Raw genomic sequence first — 17511 nt, 5'->3', positions numbered from 1 at the left:
GGGCCGGTCCCCGGGGACCGGCCCTTCTCGCGTGAACAGACGTCAGAACAGCCGGAGTTTGTCGTCCTCGATGCCCCGCAGTGCGTTGTAGTCCAGCACCGCGCAGCCGATGCCCCGGTCCGTGGCGAGCACGCGGGCCTGGGGCTTGATCTCCTGGGCGGCGAAGATGCCGCGGACCGGCGCGAGGTGCGGGTCGCGGTTCAACAGCTCCAGATAGCGCGTGAGTTGCTCCACGCCGTCGATCTCACCGCGCCGCTTGATCTCGACCGCGACCGTCGCGCCCTCGGAGTCCCGGCACAGGATGTCGACGGGACCGATGGCCGTCATGTACTCGCGGCGGATGAGCGTGTAGCCGTCGCCGAGGGTCTCGATGCGGTCGGCGAGCAGTTCCTGGAGGTGTGCTTCCACGCCGTCCTTGATCAGGCCGGGGTCGACGCCCAGTTCGTGGGAGGAATCGTGCAGGATCTCCTCCATCGTGATGATGAGCTTCTCGCCCGCCTTGTTGATGACGGTCCAGATCCCCTCCTCTTCTCCTGCCCCCTCCTTCAACGTGCAGGGCGGAGACATCCAGTTGAGAGGCTTGTAGGCGCGGTCGTCCGCGTGGATCGAGACGCTGCCGTCAGCCTTGACCAGGATGAGACGGGGGGCCGACGGGAGATGAGCGGTGAGCCGGCCCGCGTAGTCCACGGAACAGCGCGCAATGACGAGACGCATGGTCGGCAACGCTACTCGACGCGTGGTGCTCCACGCGATTCGCCCACCTCACAGTGGTGATGAAGGCCTGCTGGGCCGAAGGAACATGCCAGGGGCAACTGTTCGTTGTTGGCTGATTGTGTTCCTACCGGGACGGTTCTGACCGGTCCTGTATCCGCGTTTTCCTGGTGCCGTCACGGTCCGTTGCATACCGTAGTAACCGGGAGGTCGCGATGCATCTACGGAGCGTGCTCGGTGTCGCGGGCTCCCTTTCCCTGTCCGGCAACCCCCGCGACCCGGGGGTGCGAGAGGAGAACCCATGTCGCTCGACGTCTCACCGGCCCTACTCGAACAGGCCGAGCGAGGCGAGGTCGACGAAGCTGAATTCGTCGACTGCGTCCGGACCTCCCTGCCCTACGCATGGGAGATGATCAGCTCCCTGGTGGCCCAGCTGAAGGTGGACGGCGGAGACTTCGCCGACAACCAGACGCCGCCGCCGGACGAGCAGGCACGTGGGCAGCTGCTGCGTGCGCTGGCGAGTGACGCGATACGCGGCGCGCTGCAGCGGCACTTCGGTGTGCGGCTGGCCTTTCAGAACTGCCACCGGGTGGCGGTGTTCCCGCTGGACGCCTCTGTGGACGTCAAGCTGGCCCGCTTCACCTCGGTGCGCAGTCAGTTGCTGAACCAGTCCCCGGAATTCCGGGACTGCTGAGGTGACTTAGGCACCGGCTTGCCGCTCCGTACGCGGGAGGTGTTTCTGTACGGGGCGGCAAGCTACCTGGGGCAGCGGGCGGTTGACCGGGCCGACCGGGTCAGCGCAGCTGTGTGAGCACCTCGCTCCCCAGCCGTCGTACGTTCTCCTCCGTGGCCGCCAGGTCGCCGGAGCCCTCGATGAGCAGCGCGAAGCGTGAGATGCCCGTCCGTTCGGACGTGGCCGCGAGCCGGTCGGCACACAGCCTGGGGGTGCCCACCGGGTGCAGTCCGCAGAGGAGTTCGGTGTACGCCACCGGGTCCCGCATCGAACGCTCCCGGTTGTCCACCGTGACATGTGCTTCCAGCCCCTGACGCAGCCAGCCCGGCATCGCCTTCATCAGCGTCTCGACCGCGTCCGTACGCCGGTCCGCGATCTGGCAGACGCCGGCCGACACATGGGCGGCGCCGTGGATCTCGTCCGCCGGACGCCCCGCCGCACGCGCCAACTTCCGCCACAGGGTGACCATCTCGGCCTTCTCCTCGTCCCCGACATGCATGCCGAGGAGCATCGGCAGCCCGCGCTCGGCGGCCAGCCGCACACTCGCCGGCGAGGTGCACGCGACGACCACCTCCGGCCCCGCCGTCTCCGTCAGCGACTCCGACGGGCTGGGCACGACGGGCACCTCACGGAACCTGAACCGGTCGCCGTCGGCCGCCACGGACGGTTCACGCAGCCAGCGGACCAGCAGATCGAGTGATTCCGGGAAGGCCTTCTCGTACGCCTCGATCCCCGTCCCGAACACCTCCAGGTCGACCCACGGACCGCCGCGCCCCACGCCCAGCGTGAACCGCCCGCCGGACGTCAGATGCAGCAGCGCGGCCTGCTCGCCGAGCATCACCGGGTGGGTGGTGGGCAGCACGCTCACCGCCGTGCCGACCCGGATGCGCCGGGTGCGGCCCAGCAGCAGCGCGGCCAGGGTCGTCGCGGACGGGCAGGTGCCGTACGGCACGAAGTGGTGCTCCGCCAGCCAGACCGTGTCGAGACCCGCCTCCTCGGCGACCTCGGCGGACCGGACCGCTCGGTGCAGCGCCTCCCCCTGGCCCTGGCCCGGGAACTGGGCCGCCAGCACAAAACTTCCTACGCGCATTGCTCTTTCCTGCTTCCTAGGCCCCGACATGGAGCTCCCCCGCTCGGCATAACCGCCCGACACGTGCCGAAGTCACGGCTTGGCGGAGAGATTGGCGGATTGTCTGCAGAATCGGGCAGCCGGGCGAAGAGTGGCCGGGGTGCCGACGGCGGACCGGTGGGGGACCGACGGGGGATTCGAGAAGGGGTTCGAGAGAAGTTCGTACGACGGTGGTGACTTACTTCTACCCCGGATCGCGCCGCGTAGGCTGGAGACGATTCCTGCCCCCTGAACCGCTCCGTGAGGTGTTCCGTGTCCCCGCGCCGCAACCGCCCCCAAGGCCCCGGGTCGCCCGGCCGGAGCGCCGACGAGGACGACTCCGGCCGCTACGGCGGCTTCCAGTCCTCGGAGAGCTGGCAGGGCGAGAGCTGGAACGTCCGGCATGTCGCGGGGGCCAGCGCCCAGGGCAAGACGTACCGCTGCCCGGGCTGCGACCAGCTGATCCCGTCCGGCGTTCCGCACGTCGTCGCGTGGGCCGAGCACGCGGGCGTGGACGACCGCCGGCACTGGCACAAGGCGTGCTGGAACGCGAAGGACCGCCGCACCACGCGGGTGCAGCGGTCCCGTAACTCACCGAGGTTCTGAACCAACTCGCCTGTCGGCTCGCGGAGTTCACCCCTCCGGGTGAATCAGGCGAGTCGGGTGGGCCAGGTGAATCAGGTAATTCGCGTGAATCAGGTGAATCACACGTCCCGGCGGTCCAGCAGGACGAAGGCGCCGGCGATCGCCGCGGCGGTCACGCTGGCGAGCAGGCCGAGCTGGGCACCCCCGGCGGCGTTCTCGTCGTCCAGTCCGAAGATCTTGGCGAGGGCGTTGGGCGCGTTGTAGTCGAGCATCTTCTCGCCGATCGTCCGCATGCTCTCGGACATCAGCAGGAACGCGGGCAGGATCGCCGGCACCAGGACGAGTCCCAGCATCGCGGTGATCGCGCCCGCCGAGTGACGCAGCATCGAGCCGACCGCGAGGGCGAGCGTGCCGAGCAGCGAGACGTACAGCGCGCCCATGACGACCGTGCCGCCCCAGGGCTTGCCCCCGTCGCCGTTGTGCATCGACTCGGTCGCCAGACCGACGAAACCGATCGCGAACGCGGACACGACGAACGCGACCGCGAAGAAGATGATCAGCTTGGCGGCGAGCACCCGGTGACGCTGCGGCGACGCGGTGAACGTCGTACGGATCATGCCCGTGCCGTACTCGGACGAGATGACCAGCACGCCCAGCGTGATCAGGCAGATCTGCCCGAGGATCAGTCCGAAGAACGCGGGGATCGTGTACGGCACGTCCCCGAAGTCCTCGTTGGTCGTCTGCGCGGCGACCAGCAGGCCGATGCCGATGACGAGCACCAGGAAGACCCCGAGCGTCCACATCGTGGAGCGCACCGACTTGATCTTCGTCCACTCGGAGGCGAGGGCGTGACCGAGATGCGTGCGCGTGACCGGGATCGGCGAGGTGTAGGCGGCGGCGTACGAAGCGCCGGGCGCCGCCTGCCAGTTCGGCGCCGCCTGCGGCACCGGCGTCTGCGTCGGGGGCTGCTGGGGCGTGCTCATCGGGCGTCCTCGGGCTTGGTCAGGTCGGGGGCGGCGGCAGGAGCGGGCTGCGCGTACGGGTTCGGGTGGGCGCCACCGGGCGCGGCGGGGCCGGCAGGGCCGCCGTACGGCCCCGAGGGCGGTCCGAGCGGCTCGGGCGCCGAGAACGGGGGCTGACCGCCCTCCTGGGGCGGCGGCGGGGCGTACCAGCCCGGCTGGCCCTGTCCCGGCACCGGCATCTGGGGCGGCGGCTGAGCGCCCGGCGGCGGCAGCTGCTGGAGTCCGGCCCGCTGGTCGATGGTCGAGCGGTAGTCGACGGCGCCCTGCGTCATCCGCATGTACGCCTCCTCCAGCGACGCCTGGTGCGGCGACAGCTCCCACAGGCGTACGTCGGCGGAGTGCGCGAGGTCGCTGATCCGGGGCAGCGGCAGGCCCATGACACGCAGCGCGCCGTCCTGCTCGGGCAGCACCTGGCCGCCCGCCTCGGTCAGCGCGGCCGTCAGCTTCTCGCGCTGCTGCGGCTCGGTCTCCGGGGTGCGTACGCGCGCGAAGTCGGCCGAGTTGGCGGAGATGAAGTCCCGCACGCTCATGTCGGAGAGCAGCTGGCCGCGCCCGATCACGATGAGGTGGTCGGCGGTCAGCGCCATCTCGCTCATCAGGTGGGAGGAGACGAACACGGTCCGCCCCTCCGCCGCGAGCGCCTTCATCAGGTTGCGCACCCAGAGGATGCCCTCGGGGTCGAGACCGTTGACCGGCTCGTCGAAGAGCAGCACCTGGGGGTCGCCGAGGAGCGCGGCGGCGATGCCGAGCCGCTGTCCCATGCCGAGCGAGAACCCCTTGGAGCGCTTCCGGGCCACGTCCTGGAGCCCGACGACCCCGAGCACCTCGTCCACGCGCCGCGCCGGGATGCCCGACAGCTGGGCCAGGCACAGCAGATGGTTACGGGCGTGCCGGCCGCCGTGCACGGCCTTGGCGTCGAGCAGGGCACCGACCTGACGGGGGGCGTTGGGCAGCTTGCGGTAGGGGAAGCCGCCGATCGTGACCTGGCCCGAGGTGGGCTGGTCCAGGCCGAGGATCATCCTCATCGTCGTCGACTTGCCCGAGCCGTTGGGGCCGAGAAAGCCGGTGACGGACCCCGGCCGCACCTGGAAGGAAAGGTTGTACACGGCCGTCTTGTCGCCGTAGCGCTTCGTCAGGCCGACTGCCTCGATCATGCTCCGCACCCATCGAAAGGTTCAGGACAGCGGGGCACACGCCCCCGTAAGGGTTAGGAGCTTATCGGGGAGCTGACGGTTCCCTTAAAGAAGCGACAAAAATGTCGGGTTCATGACCGCGGGGCGTCACTACGTTCAGGCGTCCCTTTTCTTCAGCAGCACGTACCCGCCCAGCAGCGCCACGACAACCCACACCACCATGATCGCGAGCCCGCCCCAAGGACCGTACGGAGTGTCGTTGTCGACCGGAGTCACCACCTGCATGATCTTGCTGCCCGCCTGGTCCGGCAGATAGCGCGCGATCTTCTTGGTCGCCGAGACCGCGCCCAGGATGTTGGAGATCAGGAAGAAGAACGGCATCAGCACACCGAGCGCCAGCATCGGGCTGCGCAGCATCGCGGCCACGCCCATGGAGAACAGGGCGATGAGCGTCATGTACAGCGCCCCGCCGATCACCGCGCGCAGCACACCCGGATCGCCGATGGACGTCGAGTGCCCGCCCAGCATCGCCTGCCCCAGGAAGAACGCGGCGAAGCTGGTGACGACCCCGACCGCGAAGGCCAGCCCGGTCGCGACCGCGAGCTTGCTCGCGAGGAACGTGCCGCGCTGCGGTACGGCCGCCAGCGAGGTGCGGATCATGCCGGTGCTGTACTCGTTCGACACGACGAGCACCCCGAACACGATCATCGCGAGCTGCCCGAGACTCATCCCGGCGAAACTCGTGTACGTCGGGTCGAAGGAGAGCCGGTCCTTCTCGCTGAGGTCGCTCCACTGGTTCTTGAAGAGCAGCGAGATCAGCGCACCGAGCGCGATCGTCACGACGGCCGCGAGACCGAGCGTCCACACCGTGGACGCCACCGACCGGATCTTGGTCCACTCGGACCGGAGGACCTGGGTGGCTGCCATGCTCAGTCCTTCTTCCAGCCGTCGCCCCAGGGCCCGGGGGAGGGGGCGGCCGGGAGACCGGCCGAGGGCGGTGTGTCGCTGTGGGCGTGGTACTCGACCGACTCGGCGGTCAGCTGCATGAACGCCTCCTCCAGGGAGGCCTGCTGGGGGCTCAGCTCATGCAGCACGATGTGGTGCTGCGCGGCCAGCTCACCGATCCGCTCGGCCTTCCCGCCGTCCACTTCCAGCGTCTCGGCGCCCGCCTGTACGACGGTGATCCCGGCCGACTGCAGGACGTCGAGCAGCCGTTCGCGCTGGGGGGAGCGGATACGGACGTACGAACGCGAGTTCTGCTCGATGAAGTCCGCCATGGAGGTGTCGGCGAGCAGCCGCCCCTGCCCGATGACGACCAGGTGGTCGGCGGTCAGCGCCATCTCGCTCATGAGGTGGGACGAGACGAAGACCGTACGGCCCTGCGCGGCCAGCGATTTCATCAGGTTGCGGATCCAGTGGATGCCCTCGGGGTCGAGGCCGTTGACCGGCTCGTCGAACATCAGGATCCGCGGATCACCGAGCAGCGCGCCCGCGATACCGAGCCGCTGCCCCATCCCGAGCGAGAACCCCTTCGCCTTCTTCCTGGCAACCGCGGTGAGCCCGACGGTGTCGAGCACCTCGTGCACACGCGAGCTGGGGATGCCGTTGCTCTGGGCGAGGCAGAGCAGGTGGTTGAAGGCGCTGCGTCCACCGTGCATGGCCTTGGCGTCGAGCAGGGCGCCGATGTACTTGAGGGGGTCCTTGAGATGGTCGTAGTGCTGACCGTCGATCCGGACGTCACCGGCGGTGGGACGGTCGAGGCCGAGCATCATCCGCATGGTGGTGGACTTCCCGGCACCGTTGGGACCGAGGAAGCCCGTCACGATGCCCGGTCTGACAGTGAACGTCAGATGATTGACCGCCACTTTCTCGCCGTACCGCTTGGTCAGCCCCTCTAGCTCGATCATGCGGCCACGCTAGTTCGGGCGTTCGGCCAGTGCCACCCGGCTGGGCAAACCAAGACCGACGCCTGCCGCAACAATGGTCAACGCGGTGGCCCAGAGGAAGGCGTGCGGGAAGGTGCCGCCGCCATGGCCCCGGGCGAGCACCGCCGCGAGGACCGCCGTGCCGAAGGATCCGCCGAGCTGCTGCACGATCCGGGTGGTCGTGCTGGCGTGCGGTATCTGTACGGGCGTCAGCCCCTGGTACGCGCCGACCATGACGGCCATGTTGGCCGCGCTCATCCCCAGCCCGCGCACGGCCAGCGCGACGGGCAGCAGGACGCCGGCGGGATGCCGGAGGGCGAAGGGGAGCGTGCCGAGGGCGGTGAGCAGCAGCCCGCCCACCACGACCGGCCGCGGCCCGACCCGGTCGGTGAGCGGCCCGGTCACCCGGGCGAGCAGACTGCCGACCCCCTGCGGCGCGAGCAGCAGCCCGGCGGCGACCACACCCTCGCCACGGACCTGCTGGTAGTAGAGGGGCAGCAGGAACATCCCGCCGAACAGCGCGAGCCCGCCGAGGAGCAGCAGCACCGAGGAGACGGCGAAGGCACGGTCACGGAAGAGCCGTACGTCGACGAGGGGTGAGTCGGCCCGCAGGGCGTGCACGACGAAGGCGGTTACGAGTACGGCGCCCAGGGGCGTCGCCGTCGCCCGGGCGGGGCCGTCCTCGGTGAGTCCGTACGCGAGTGCCGCGAGGCCGGGGGAGAGGAGCAGGAGGCCGGTGAGGTCGAGGCGGGGGCGGTGCTGTTCGTGGCCGGCGGCGGGGGTGTCCTTCGGGAGGGTCCGCCAGGCGAAGGCGAGGGCGAGCAGACAGACGGGCACGTTGACGTAGAAGATCCAGCGCCAGCTGAGATGCCCGACGACCAGACCGCCGAGCACCGGGCCGAGGATCGGTACGACCACCGCGGGCAGGGTGATCGCCGCCATCAGCCGGCCCAGGTTCCGGCCGCCGGCGGCGCGCATGACCAGGGTCTGCAGGACGGGCAGCAGCAGGCCGCCGCCGACGCCCTGCACGACACGGAAGGCGATGAGTGAGCCGGTGTCCCGGGCGAGGCCGCACAGGACGGATCCGGCGAGGAACAGGGTGAGTGAGGTGAGCCAGAGACGTCGGCCGCCGACGCGTTCCACGGCCCAGGCGGAGAGGGGGACGACGGTCGCCAGGGCGAGGAGGTAGGCGGTGCTGACCCATTGGACGGTGGCTGTGGGGGCGTGGAGGTCGGTACTGAGGGTGTGCAGGGCGATGGAGACGACCGTGCTGTCGAGGAGGGGGGCGAGGGCGCCCAGGACGAGGATCAGGGTGAGTTTTCGGAGGGTGGGGTCCATTGCTTCTCCGGTGCTTCTCCGGGGTGCTGATCCGTGGTGCTTCTCTGGGGTTGTTGGAGACGTTGCGTCTCTTATTTGGAGGATAGGCTGGCCTGGATAGGAGACGCAATGTCTCTTACCTGGCTCTCACGGAGGCGTGGAGTGACCGGTGACGGTTCGCGGCGGCGCGGGGCGGCTCTGGAGGCCGATCTGCTCGACGCCGCGTGGGAGGAGCTGGCGGAGGTCGGCTACGCCAGGCTCACGATGGAGGGCGTCGCGGCTCGGGCCCGTACCGGGAAGCAGGTGCTGTACCGGCGGTGGCCCAATCGGGCTCAGCTGGTGCGGGCGGTGGTGCGGCGGCGGAGCGGGGCGTTGGGTGAACAGGTGCCTGATACGGGGGAGTTGCGGGGGGATGTGCTTGCTGTGCTGCGGGGGATGGTGGAGCGGCAGCGGGAGCTTGGGCCCGATGTCATTCATGGGCTGCTGGCCGAGGTGCCCGATGTGGATCCGGACTTCGCTCGGATCATGCGGGGGGTTCTTGGGGTGATCCTTGAGCGGGCTGTGGGGCGGGGAGAGATTGGCTCCGGCGAGCTGCCTGGGCGGGTGGTGAGTCTGCCTGCTGATCTTTTGCGGCACGAGATGTTACTGGGGCGGGAGCCGGTGTCTGAGCAGGTGCTGGTTTCGATTGTCGACGACGTGTTCTTGCCACTTGTTCGCCGTTCGTGAGTGCTGCGCCGTCGTGGCTGGTCGCGCAGTTCCCCGCGCCCCTAAAAACAGGCCCGCACCCCTCGAACGAGGGGTGCGGGCCTGCAAGGTACCGCTGCTTACCGGGACTGCTGGGCCGGAACCCCGCGGGTGATCGGCTCGTCGTCCGTCGTGGGGGCGCCGGCGGCTGCGACCGCTGCTCCCGTCAGGGTGGCGAGCATCTCGCGGACGTTCGTCAGCTGGGCGTTGATCGAGTCGCGGCGGTTGGTGAGAGCCGCCAGCTCGCGCTCCGATTCCGAACGGATCCGGTCGGCCTTGGCGTTCGCGTCGGCCACGATGTCCTCGGCCTGGCGCTGGGCCGTCTCGACCGTCTGGCGGGCGCGGCGCTCGGCGTCCGTGCGCAGCTTCTCGGCCTCCAGGCGGAGCTGCTCCGCGCGGTGCTCGATCTCCGCGAGGCGCTTCTCGGCCTTGGCCTGACGGGACGCGAGGTCGCGCTCCGACTGCTCGCGGCGCTTGGCGAGGTTCGTCTCGAAGTCCGCGGCGGCCTGGGCGGCCTTGGCGCGGGTCTCCTCGAAGAGGGCGTCCGCCTCCTCACGCTTGGACTGCGCGTCCTTCTGCGCCTCCTGGCGCAGCTGGGAGGCGTCGCTCTTGGCCTTCTCGACGATCCGGACGCCCTCGTCCTCCGCCTTGGACTTGCGGTCCGCAGCGAACGATTCTGCGTCGTTGCGCACCTGCTGAGCCGCCGACTCGGCCAGCTCACGGTGCTGCTCGGCCGCGCGACGGGCCTCCTCGCGCAGGTCCTTCGCCTCCTCCTCGGCGAGGCGGAGGATCTTCTCGACACGCGCGCCGAGACCGGCGTACGACGGCTCCGCGTCGCTGACCTGGGCCTGGGCGTTCTGCGTTTCGAGATGGAGCTCCTCGATGCGCTTTTCCAGAGCAGTGATACGAGCCAGAGCGCTGTCACGGTCGGAGACGAGCTTCGAAATGCGTTCGTCCACCTGAGCGCGGTCGTACCCACGCCGCACAAGCTCGAAGCCGTAGGGGGAAGTGTCGCTCATGGGGTTCCTGTCGAATGAGACCGGTGAGGTGATAGGGGGAATCCTAGGGGTCCAAGCGGCGTGTCATCGAGCAGTCACCCGATTGATATGGAGAATCAGACCCCTTTTGAGTGGCTAACCGGCGTGCTGCTTGCCAAAGAATTGGTCAAAGACCCCAGAAAGCCCCACAGAATGCACGCAACGCGCCCTCCGCGCTAGCCATCTGACGACTTGCCACCCGTACGGGTGACACCTACGGCAGCGCCCGCCTTGACGCCGCCGTCCTTGTTCGCTGACGGGGCTTCAAAGGACTCCAACGCCTCCAGTACGTCCTGGACACGGGAGATCTCCGCCTGGATGTCCTCGCGGCGCCGCACGAGGATCTCCAGTTCCCGCTTGCCCTCCTCGACCGTGGCCTTCGCCTCGCGGATCGCCTCGGCGCGGAGTTCCTCGGCCTCCCGGATCAGGGTGGCCTTCTTCTGCTCGGCCTCCTTCAGGAGCCCCTCGGCCTTCTTGACGGCGGCGATCCGGACCTTGCCCGCCTCGGAGTTGGCCTCCGAGACCAGGTCCTTGGCCTTCAGCTCCGCCTTGACGAGCTGCTCCTCGGCGGCCGTGATCAGCGCGTCGCAGCGGTCGCCGGTCGACTTCATCGTCTCGGCGGCCTCGCGGCGGGCCCGCTCGTGCAGGCCCTCGATCTCGGTCGTGATGCGGTCGCGCAGCTCCTCGGCCCGCTCCCTTATGGCGGTGGCGTCCCGGCGCGCGCCGACGAGCAGCTCGTCCGCGTCCGTACGGGCCTTCTCCACCGTCGCGTTGCCCCGGGACGTCGCCTGGGACACCAGCCGCTCCGCCTCGTTGCGGGCCGCGCCCACCATCGAGTCGGACTGCGCCTCGGCGTCCGCGGTGGTCTTCTGCGCGGCCTGCTGCGACTCCGAGAGGAGCTTGTCGGCCTCGGCGGCCGTCTCCGTGATGAGCGTGTCGACCTGCTCGGCCGCCTCGGAGCGCCGCTTGTTGGCCTCCTTGCGGGCCTCGTCCAGCGTGCTGTCGGCCTCGTCGCGCGCGGTCGACATGAGCCGGTCGGCCTCCGCCGCCGCCTCCGCCTTGACCCGCTCGGCCTCCGCGCGCACCCGCTCCGCGTGCTGCTGCGCCGAACCGACCGTCTCGGCGGCCTCGGCCCGCAGCCGCTCCGCCTCCCCGGTCGCGTCCGAGATCAGCTGGTCGGCCTTGGCCGTCGACTCGGCACGGACCCGCTCGGCCTCCGCGTTGGTCTCCTCGGTGAGCCGCTCCGCCTCCGCCGTCACCTCGGAGATCAGTGTGTCGGCCTGCGTCGCCGCGTCCGAACGGATCCGGTTCGCGTCCTCGCGGGCCTCGGCACGGCTGCGCGAAGCGTCCTGCTCGGCGCCCGCGATGGTGTCCGACGCCTCCGTACGCACCCGCTGGGCGTGCGCGGCGGCGTCCTGGCGCAGCCGCTCCGCCTCGGCGATCGCCTCGCCCACCGTGCGCTCGGCGAGCACCTTGGCGTGCTCCGACGCCTCCGACGCCTCGCGCCGCACCCGGCTCGCGTCCTCCGAGGCCCGCTCCCGCTCGGAGTAGGCGTCGGCCCGGACCCGGTCCGCCTCCTCCGACGCCTCGCGCCGCATCCGGTCGGCGACGTGCTCGGCGGCGGAACGCAGCCCCTGGATCTCCTCCTGGGCCTGCTCGTGCAGCCCCGACACCGACTCCCGGACCTGCTGGGCGTGCTGCTCGGCCGCCGACACCATCTCGTTGGCGCGCCGGTCCGCCTCCTCGACCAGCCGTACGGTCTCGGCCTGGGCGTCCTCCACGCGCCTCCGCGCAGACGCCAGCAGCTCCTCGCTCTGCTCGCGGGCCCGCTCGCGCTCCTGGTCGGCCTCCTGGCGGGCGGAACCGAGGGTCTCCTCGGCCTCGCGGCGCCGCCGGGCGGCCTCCTCCTGGGCGGCGGCCAGCGTCTCCGACGCCTCCGTCGCCAGCCGCTCGGCGGCGGCCTGCGCCTCCGCCCGTACCCGGTCGGCGGTGTCCTGGGCCTCCGACTTCAGCCGCTCGGCCTCGGCCGCCGCGTCCGACCGCAGGCGTACGGCGATCGCCTCGCCCTCCGCCCGGGACGCGGACGCGTCCGCCGCCGCCTCGTCGCGCAACCGCTGGATCTCCGCGTCGGCCTGCGCCTGGAGGCTCCGGATGCGCTCGGCGGCCTCGGAACGCAGCCGCTCCGACTCCTCGGACCCCTCGCGGCGGATCCGGTCGGCCTCCGCGCGGGCGTCGGTGAGCGCCTGCTCGGCCGCGGTGAGCCGGTCCTCGGCCTCCGTGTGCAGCCGGGTCAGCTCGGCGGCGGCCTCCTCGCGGCGCGCCTCTATGGCCCGCTCGGTCTCCTCGCGCAGCTCGCGCGAGGCCTGCTCGGCGTCCGCCGCGATGCCCTCGGCCTGCTCGACGGCCTCCGCGCGGTGCCGCTCGGCCTCCTTGCGGGTGCGCTCCAGGGTTTCCTCGGCCTGCCGGCGCAGTGTCGTCGCGCGCTCGATGGCCTCCGTACGGACCTTCTCGCTGTCCGTCTGGGCGGTCTGGCGCAGCTCGTCCGCGTCCGCCTTCGCCTTGCCGAGCAGCTCCTCGGCGGTCCTGGCCGCCTCCTCGATCTGCTGGACGGCCTCGCGGCGCGCCTCCGCGCGGATGCGCTCGCCCTCGGCGACCGCGTCGGCGCGCAGCTGCTCGGCCTCGCCGCGCAGCCGCCGGGCCTCTTCCTGAAGCTCGACGGTCTTGGCGCGGTACTCCTTGGTGTCGTCCTTCGCCGTGCCCTTCAGCTGCTCGGCGATGTCGTGCGCCTCGGCGCGCAGCCGGTCGGCCTCGGTCTCGGCCTCGGCGCGGATGCGCTCGGCCTCCTCGGTGGCCGCCTTGGTGGTCGACTTCGCTTCCTCGGACGCCCTGTTGAGGACGTCCTCGGCGGTGCGGGCCGCCTTGGCGAGCTGGGAGGCGGTCTCCTCGGCGGTGAGACTGCGGGCGGTCTCCTCGGCCTCGGCGACGATCTTCTCGGCCTTGGCCTTGGCGTCGGCGACGACCTCCTCGGCGGACGCCTTGGTCGCCTCGGCCTCCTGGCTGGCCTCGGTGACCAGCCGGGCGACCTGCTCCTTCGCCGTACGCGTGCGCTGCTCGTTGGCGGACTCGGCGCTGGCGGTCGTCTTGGCCGCGGCCTCCTTCGCCTCGGTGACGACCTTCTCCGCCTCCAGGCGGGCCTCGCGCAGGGCACCCTCGGCCTCCTGTATCCGCTGCTCGGCGGCGCGGCTCAGCTCGGTGGCCTGGCGGCGGGCGCTGTCCGACTCGGTCGCCGTGGAGCTGCGCAGCTGCTCGGCGTGGTCGGCGGCCTCGCGGGCCTCGGAGGTCGCGCTGTTCAGGAGGCGGTCGGCCTCGGCACGGGCCCGGCGCAGCAGCTGGTCGGCCTCCGCGCGGGCGGCCTCGTTCTCGCTCTGGAGCCGCTGCCTGGCCTCGTTGGCGACCCGCTCGGCCTCGGCCCGGGCGGCGGCCAGCGCCTGCTCGGCCTCGGACCGCGACTCGTCGACCAGCCGGCGCGCCTGGGACTCGCTGCGGGCCCGCAGCTGCTCGGCCCACGCCACGTTCTCGTTGACGTGCGACTCGACGGTCTGGCGTCGCTCGGCCAGCTCCTGGTCGAGCTGCTGGCGGCGGGTCACCGCCTCCTGGTGCAGCTCGGCCTGCAGCCGGGCCGCCTGTTCGGCGTGCTCCTGGAGGATGCGCTGGGTCTGGGCGCGCGCCTGGGACATCTCCCGCTCGGCGTCCTGGCGGAGCTGGTCCGCCTGGATCTGCGCGTTCCGCAGCAACTGCTCGGCCTGATAGCCGATGTCACCGCCGTCATAGGCGGGCCGGGACATGAGAGTGCGGCGCGCCTCGTGAAGCTTGGCGCGCAGCACCTCGACCTGGTAGCCGAGGTCCTCGGCGTGCTGAATCGCCTTTTCCCGCTCGGTCTTCAGCCGCTCCATCTCGGCCTCGAACCGAGAGAGGTGGTCGACGTCAGCCGCCGGCTCTCGCTCCTGGCGTTCGTAGCCCCGCACTGCGCGGTCCCATCCGTCCCTGGTCGCAACCTTCTCCGAACGAGCCACGTCCGTCCGCCGAACGGGGCCCCCGGGGAATGGTGTCAGATCAACGGCGAAGCACGGACTCCCGCCCTCACCCTCGGCCCCCGAAACCTGAACCCCGGCCCTCGGATCCTCACCTCCACACATCAGGACCCGGACCGCTGCCCGACAACACGGCAGCGGCCGTCCCCAACCCTACCGGCCCTTATGTACGAGGGTCAGTGCTCAGGTGACTCAACAGCCGCCGAAGTGACCAGTTCTGTCAGTACTCCATGGCAATCCTTTGGGTGCAGGAAGGTGATCCGCGACCCCATGGAGCCGCGCCGTGGCTCCTCGTACAGGACGCGTACGCCCTTCTCGCGGATGTCCGCGGCCTCCCCATCGACATCCGCCGTACCGAAGGCGATGTGGTGCACGCCCTCCCCGTTCTTGGCCAGCCACTTCCCCACGGCGGAGTCCTCACGGGTGGGCTCAAGGAGTTGCAGATAGGAGGCGCCGCCGTCGTCCGTGTTGTTGATCTTCAACATGGCCTCGCGTACGCCCTGCTCCTCGTTGACCTCGGAGTGGAACACCTCGAAGCCGTACGTGGCCCGGTAGAACTCGACGGTCGTGTCGAGGTCGAAACAGGCGATCCCGATGTGGTCGATTCGCGTCAGCATGGTGTTAGTGCAGCGCTCCTGCGGTGGTTACGCAACGTGCGCGCGATCACACCGACGGCCCGATGACGGAGGCACTACCGCTCAGTACATTCAGGTAAACCCTCGTTCACACTCCTCAGCTCTCCAGCTGAAAGGGGATCGCTCCTCATGTCAGGAACCAACAGCACCACCTCGGTGATCGTCGCGGGCGCACGCACGCCCATGGGGCGGTTGCTGGGCTCGCTGAAGACCTTCTCCGGAGCCGACCTCGGCGGCTTCGCGATCAAGGCCGCCCTCGACCGTGCGGGGATCGGTGGCGACCAGGTGCAGTACGTGATCATGGGCCAGGTCCTCCAGGCCGGTGCGGGCCAGATCCCGGCCCGGCAGGCGGCGGTCAAGGCCGGCATCCCGATGAACGTCCCGGCGCTGACCATCAACAAGGTCTGCCTGTCGGGCCTGGACGCGATCGCGCTGGCGGACCAGCTGATCCGCGCGGGCGAGTTCGACATCGTGGTCGCCGGTGGCCAGGAATCGATGACGAACGCCCCCCATCTGCTCCCCAAATCCCGTGAGGGCTTCAAGTACGGCGCGATCGAGATGCTCGACGCGATGGCGTACGACGGCCTCACCGACGCCTTCGAGAACATCGCCATGGGCGAGTCCACGGAGAAGCACAACACCCGCCTGGGCATCCTGCGCCCCGAACAGGACGAGATCGCGGCCGCGTCCCACCAGCGTGCGGCGGCGGCACAGAAGAACGGCGTGTTCGAGGCGGAGATCACGCCGGTCGAGATCCCGCAGCGTAAGGGCGAACCGATCGTTTTCAGCCAGGACGAGGGCATCCGGGCGGAGACGACGGCGGAGTCGCTGGGCAAGCTGCGCCCGGCGTTCACCAAGGACGGCACGATCACGGCGGGCACGTCGTCGCAGATCTCGGACGGCGCGGCGGCCGTGGTGGTCATGAGCAGGGCGAAGGCCGAGGAACTGGGCCTGGAGTGGATCGCGGAGATCGGCGCCCACGGCAATGTGGCGGGCCCGGACAACTCCCTCCAGTCCCAGCCCTCCAACGCGATCCTGCACGCCCTCAAGAAGGAGGGCCTGGGCGTCGAAGATCTTGACCTGATCGAGATCAACGAGGCCTTCGCGGCGGTCGCCGTCCAGTCAATCAAGGACCTCGGGGTGTCCACGGATCGGGTGAACGTCAACGGCGGTGCGATTGCGCTGGGTCACCCGATCGGGATGTCCGGCGCACGGGTCGTCCTGCACCTGGCCCTGGAACTGAAGCGTCGCGGCGGTGGCGTGGGTGCGGCGGCCCTGTGCGGGGGCGGCGGCCAGGGTGACGCGCTGATCGTGCGGGTACCCAAGGCGTAAGGGGTCTTGAGGCAGGCCATACGTCTGTGATCGGAACGGAGTTGTGATGCAGGACGTCCCCACGCTGGTGGCGCAGGCCCGGGAAGGCCGGCCGCGGGCCGTGGCCCGGCTGATCTCCCTGGTGGAGGGGGCGTCCGAACAACTCCGCGAGGTCATGGCCGCGTTGGCCCCGCTGACCGGCAACGCGTACGTGGTCGGTCTGACGGGATCGCCGGGCGTGGGCAAGTCGACGTCGACGTCGGCGCTGGTGACGGCGTACCGGCGCCAGGGCAGGCGGGTCGGCGTCCTCGCCGTCGACCCGTCGTCGCCGTTCTCCGGCGGCGCCCTCCTCGGCGACCGCGTCCGCATGTCGGATCACGCCTCCGACCCCGGCGTCTACATCCGCTCGATGGCGACCCGGGGTCACCTCGGAGGTCTGGCCTGGGCGGCCCCGCAGGCGATCCGGGTCCTGGACGCGGCGGGGTGCGACGTGGTCCTGGTCGAGACGGTGGGTGTGGGGCAGTCGGAGGTGGAGATCGCGGCGCAGGCGGACACGAGTGTGGTGCTGCTGGCGCCGGGGATGGGGGACGGCATTCAGGCGGCGAAGGCGGGCATCCTGGAGATCGGCGATGTGTTCGTGGTGAACAAGGCGGACCGGGACGGCGCGGACTCCACCGCGCGCGAGCTGAACCACATGCTGGGCCTGGGCGAATCCCGGGCGCCGGGGGACTGGCGCCCGCCGATCGTGAAGACGGTCGCGTCGAGGGAGGAAGGCATCGACGAGCTGGTGGAGGCGCTGGAGAAGCACCGGGCGTGGATGGAGGAGCGGGGGGTACTGACGGAACGCCGTCGAGCCCGCGCATCCCACGAGGTGGAGACGATCGCGGTGACGGCGCTGCGGGAGCGGATCGGGGACCTGCACGGGGACCGACGCCTGAGCGCGCTGGCGGAGCGGATCGTGGCGGGGGAGCTGGATCCCTACCGGGCGGCGGACGAGCTGGTGGCGGGCTTGACGGAGCGCTGAGGCGAGGACTGTGTTTCTTCGCCCCCGCCGCCCCTACCCGTCCCATCCTCGGGGGCTCCGCCCCCGAACCCCCTTGTCCTCAGCACGACCCGCGAGGCCTACGCCCAGGAGTTCCGGCCCCGGCTGACCACCCAC

Annotated in this window: 15 protein-coding genes; 5 read left to right on the top strand and 10 right to left on the bottom strand. The window is 70.5% G+C overall.

Features of this window, described 5'->3' with window-relative positions; translation table 11 throughout:
- Nucleotides 1–42: 42 nt before the first annotated feature.
- Nucleotides 43–714 carry an endonuclease NucS gene (gene nucS, locus ACWCRB_RS43580; RefSeq protein WP_189149603.1) on the bottom strand — a complete coding sequence of 224 codons (672 nt, stop codon included), beginning with the start codon at nucleotides 712–714 and terminating at the stop codon, nucleotides 43–45.
- Between the two features lie 298 nt (nucleotides 715–1012).
- On the opposite strand from nucS, the gene ACWCRB_RS43575 reads away from it, so the two are divergent.
- The gene (locus ACWCRB_RS43575) at nucleotides 1013–1405 is read left to right on the top strand and encodes an SCO5389 family protein (protein ID WP_105970747.1); all 393 of its coding nucleotides are present in this window, start codon (nucleotides 1013–1015) and stop codon (nucleotides 1403–1405) included.
- A gap of 100 nt (nucleotides 1406–1505) precedes the next feature.
- Here ACWCRB_RS43575 and ACWCRB_RS43570 read toward each other — a convergent pair whose 3' ends face one another.
- Complete coding sequence (locus tag ACWCRB_RS43570; protein WP_451001370.1) at nucleotides 1506–2534, bottom strand: LLM class flavin-dependent oxidoreductase; 1029 nt, start codon at nucleotides 2532–2534, stop codon at nucleotides 1506–1508.
- Between the two features lie 291 nt (nucleotides 2535–2825).
- On the opposite strand from ACWCRB_RS43570, the gene ACWCRB_RS43565 reads away from it, so the two are divergent.
- Nucleotides 2826–3158 carry an ATP/GTP-binding protein gene (locus tag ACWCRB_RS43565; RefSeq protein ID WP_235474796.1) on the top strand — a complete coding sequence of 111 codons (333 nt, stop codon included), beginning with the start codon at nucleotides 2826–2828 and terminating at the stop codon, nucleotides 3156–3158.
- A gap of 98 nt (nucleotides 3159–3256) precedes the next feature.
- Here the strand turns inward: ACWCRB_RS43565 and ACWCRB_RS43560 are convergent, their stop codons facing one another.
- From ACWCRB_RS43560 to ACWCRB_RS43540, 5 genes are all read right to left on the bottom strand, one after another.
- A complete protein-coding gene (locus ACWCRB_RS43560) occupies nucleotides 3257–4120 on the bottom strand; it encodes an ABC transporter permease (RefSeq protein ID WP_451001369.1) in 864 nt (287 codons plus the stop codon).
- Nucleotides 4117–5313 (bottom strand): ABC transporter ATP-binding protein, encoded by a 1197-nt coding sequence (locus ACWCRB_RS43555; protein WP_405535414.1) that lies wholly within the window; start codon nucleotides 5311–5313, stop codon nucleotides 4117–4119. The genes ACWCRB_RS43560 and ACWCRB_RS43555 overlap by 4 nt, the downstream gene beginning before the upstream one ends.
- Before the next feature lie 135 nt (nucleotides 5314–5448).
- A complete protein-coding gene (locus tag ACWCRB_RS43550) occupies nucleotides 5449–6219 on the bottom strand; it encodes an ABC transporter permease (RefSeq protein ID WP_369033088.1) in 771 nt (256 codons plus the stop codon).
- 2 nt (nucleotides 6220–6221) lie between these two features.
- A complete protein-coding gene (locus tag ACWCRB_RS43545) occupies nucleotides 6222–7199 on the bottom strand; it encodes an ABC transporter ATP-binding protein (protein WP_451001368.1) in 978 nt (325 codons plus the stop codon).
- Between the two features lie 9 nt (nucleotides 7200–7208).
- Nucleotides 7209–8555 carry an MDR family MFS transporter gene (locus ACWCRB_RS43540; RefSeq protein WP_451001367.1) on the bottom strand — a complete coding sequence of 449 codons (1347 nt, stop codon included), beginning with the start codon at nucleotides 8553–8555 and terminating at the stop codon, nucleotides 7209–7211.
- A gap of 141 nt (nucleotides 8556–8696) precedes the next feature.
- Here ACWCRB_RS43540 and ACWCRB_RS43535 point away from each other — a divergent pair, with 141 nt between their 5' ends.
- On the top strand, nucleotides 8697–9260 hold the full coding sequence (locus ACWCRB_RS43535; protein WP_451001366.1) for a TetR/AcrR family transcriptional regulator: 564 nt from the start codon (nucleotides 8697–8699) through the stop codon (nucleotides 9258–9260).
- Nucleotides 9261–9358: 98 nt separating this feature from the next.
- On the opposite strand, the gene ACWCRB_RS43530 is transcribed toward ACWCRB_RS43535, so the two are convergent.
- From ACWCRB_RS43530 to mce, 3 genes are all read right to left on the bottom strand, one after another.
- The gene (locus ACWCRB_RS43530; RefSeq protein WP_235474791.1) at nucleotides 9359–10297 is read right to left on the bottom strand and encodes a coiled-coil domain-containing protein; all 939 of its coding nucleotides are present in this window, start codon (nucleotides 10295–10297) and stop codon (nucleotides 9359–9361) included.
- Nucleotides 10298–10491: 194 nt separating this feature from the next.
- Nucleotides 10492–14340, bottom strand: a complete 3849-nt coding sequence (gene scy / locus ACWCRB_RS43525; RefSeq protein ID WP_451001365.1) for a polarized growth protein Scy — start codon at nucleotides 14338–14340, stop codon at nucleotides 10492–10494.
- 242 nt (nucleotides 14341–14582) lie between these two features.
- Nucleotides 14583–15023 carry a methylmalonyl-CoA epimerase gene (gene mce, locus ACWCRB_RS43520; protein ID WP_451001364.1) on the bottom strand — a complete coding sequence of 147 codons (441 nt, stop codon included), beginning with the start codon at nucleotides 15021–15023 and terminating at the stop codon, nucleotides 14583–14585.
- 147 nt (nucleotides 15024–15170) lie between these two features.
- On the opposite strand from mce, the gene ACWCRB_RS43515 reads away from it, so the two are divergent.
- The gene (locus tag ACWCRB_RS43515; protein WP_369033082.1) at nucleotides 15171–16373 is read left to right on the top strand and encodes an acetyl-CoA C-acetyltransferase; all 1203 of its coding nucleotides are present in this window, start codon (nucleotides 15171–15173) and stop codon (nucleotides 16371–16373) included.
- Between the two features lie 46 nt (nucleotides 16374–16419).
- Nucleotides 16420–17376, top strand: a complete 957-nt coding sequence (gene meaB, locus ACWCRB_RS43510; protein ID WP_451001363.1) for a methylmalonyl Co-A mutase-associated GTPase MeaB — start codon at nucleotides 16420–16422, stop codon at nucleotides 17374–17376.
- The last annotated feature ends 135 nt before the right edge of the window (nucleotides 17377–17511 follow it).

The sequence above is a fragment of the Streptomyces sp. NPDC002156 genome (assembly GCF_053593675.1).
This window is presented reverse-complemented; position numbering and strand designations above follow the sequence as displayed.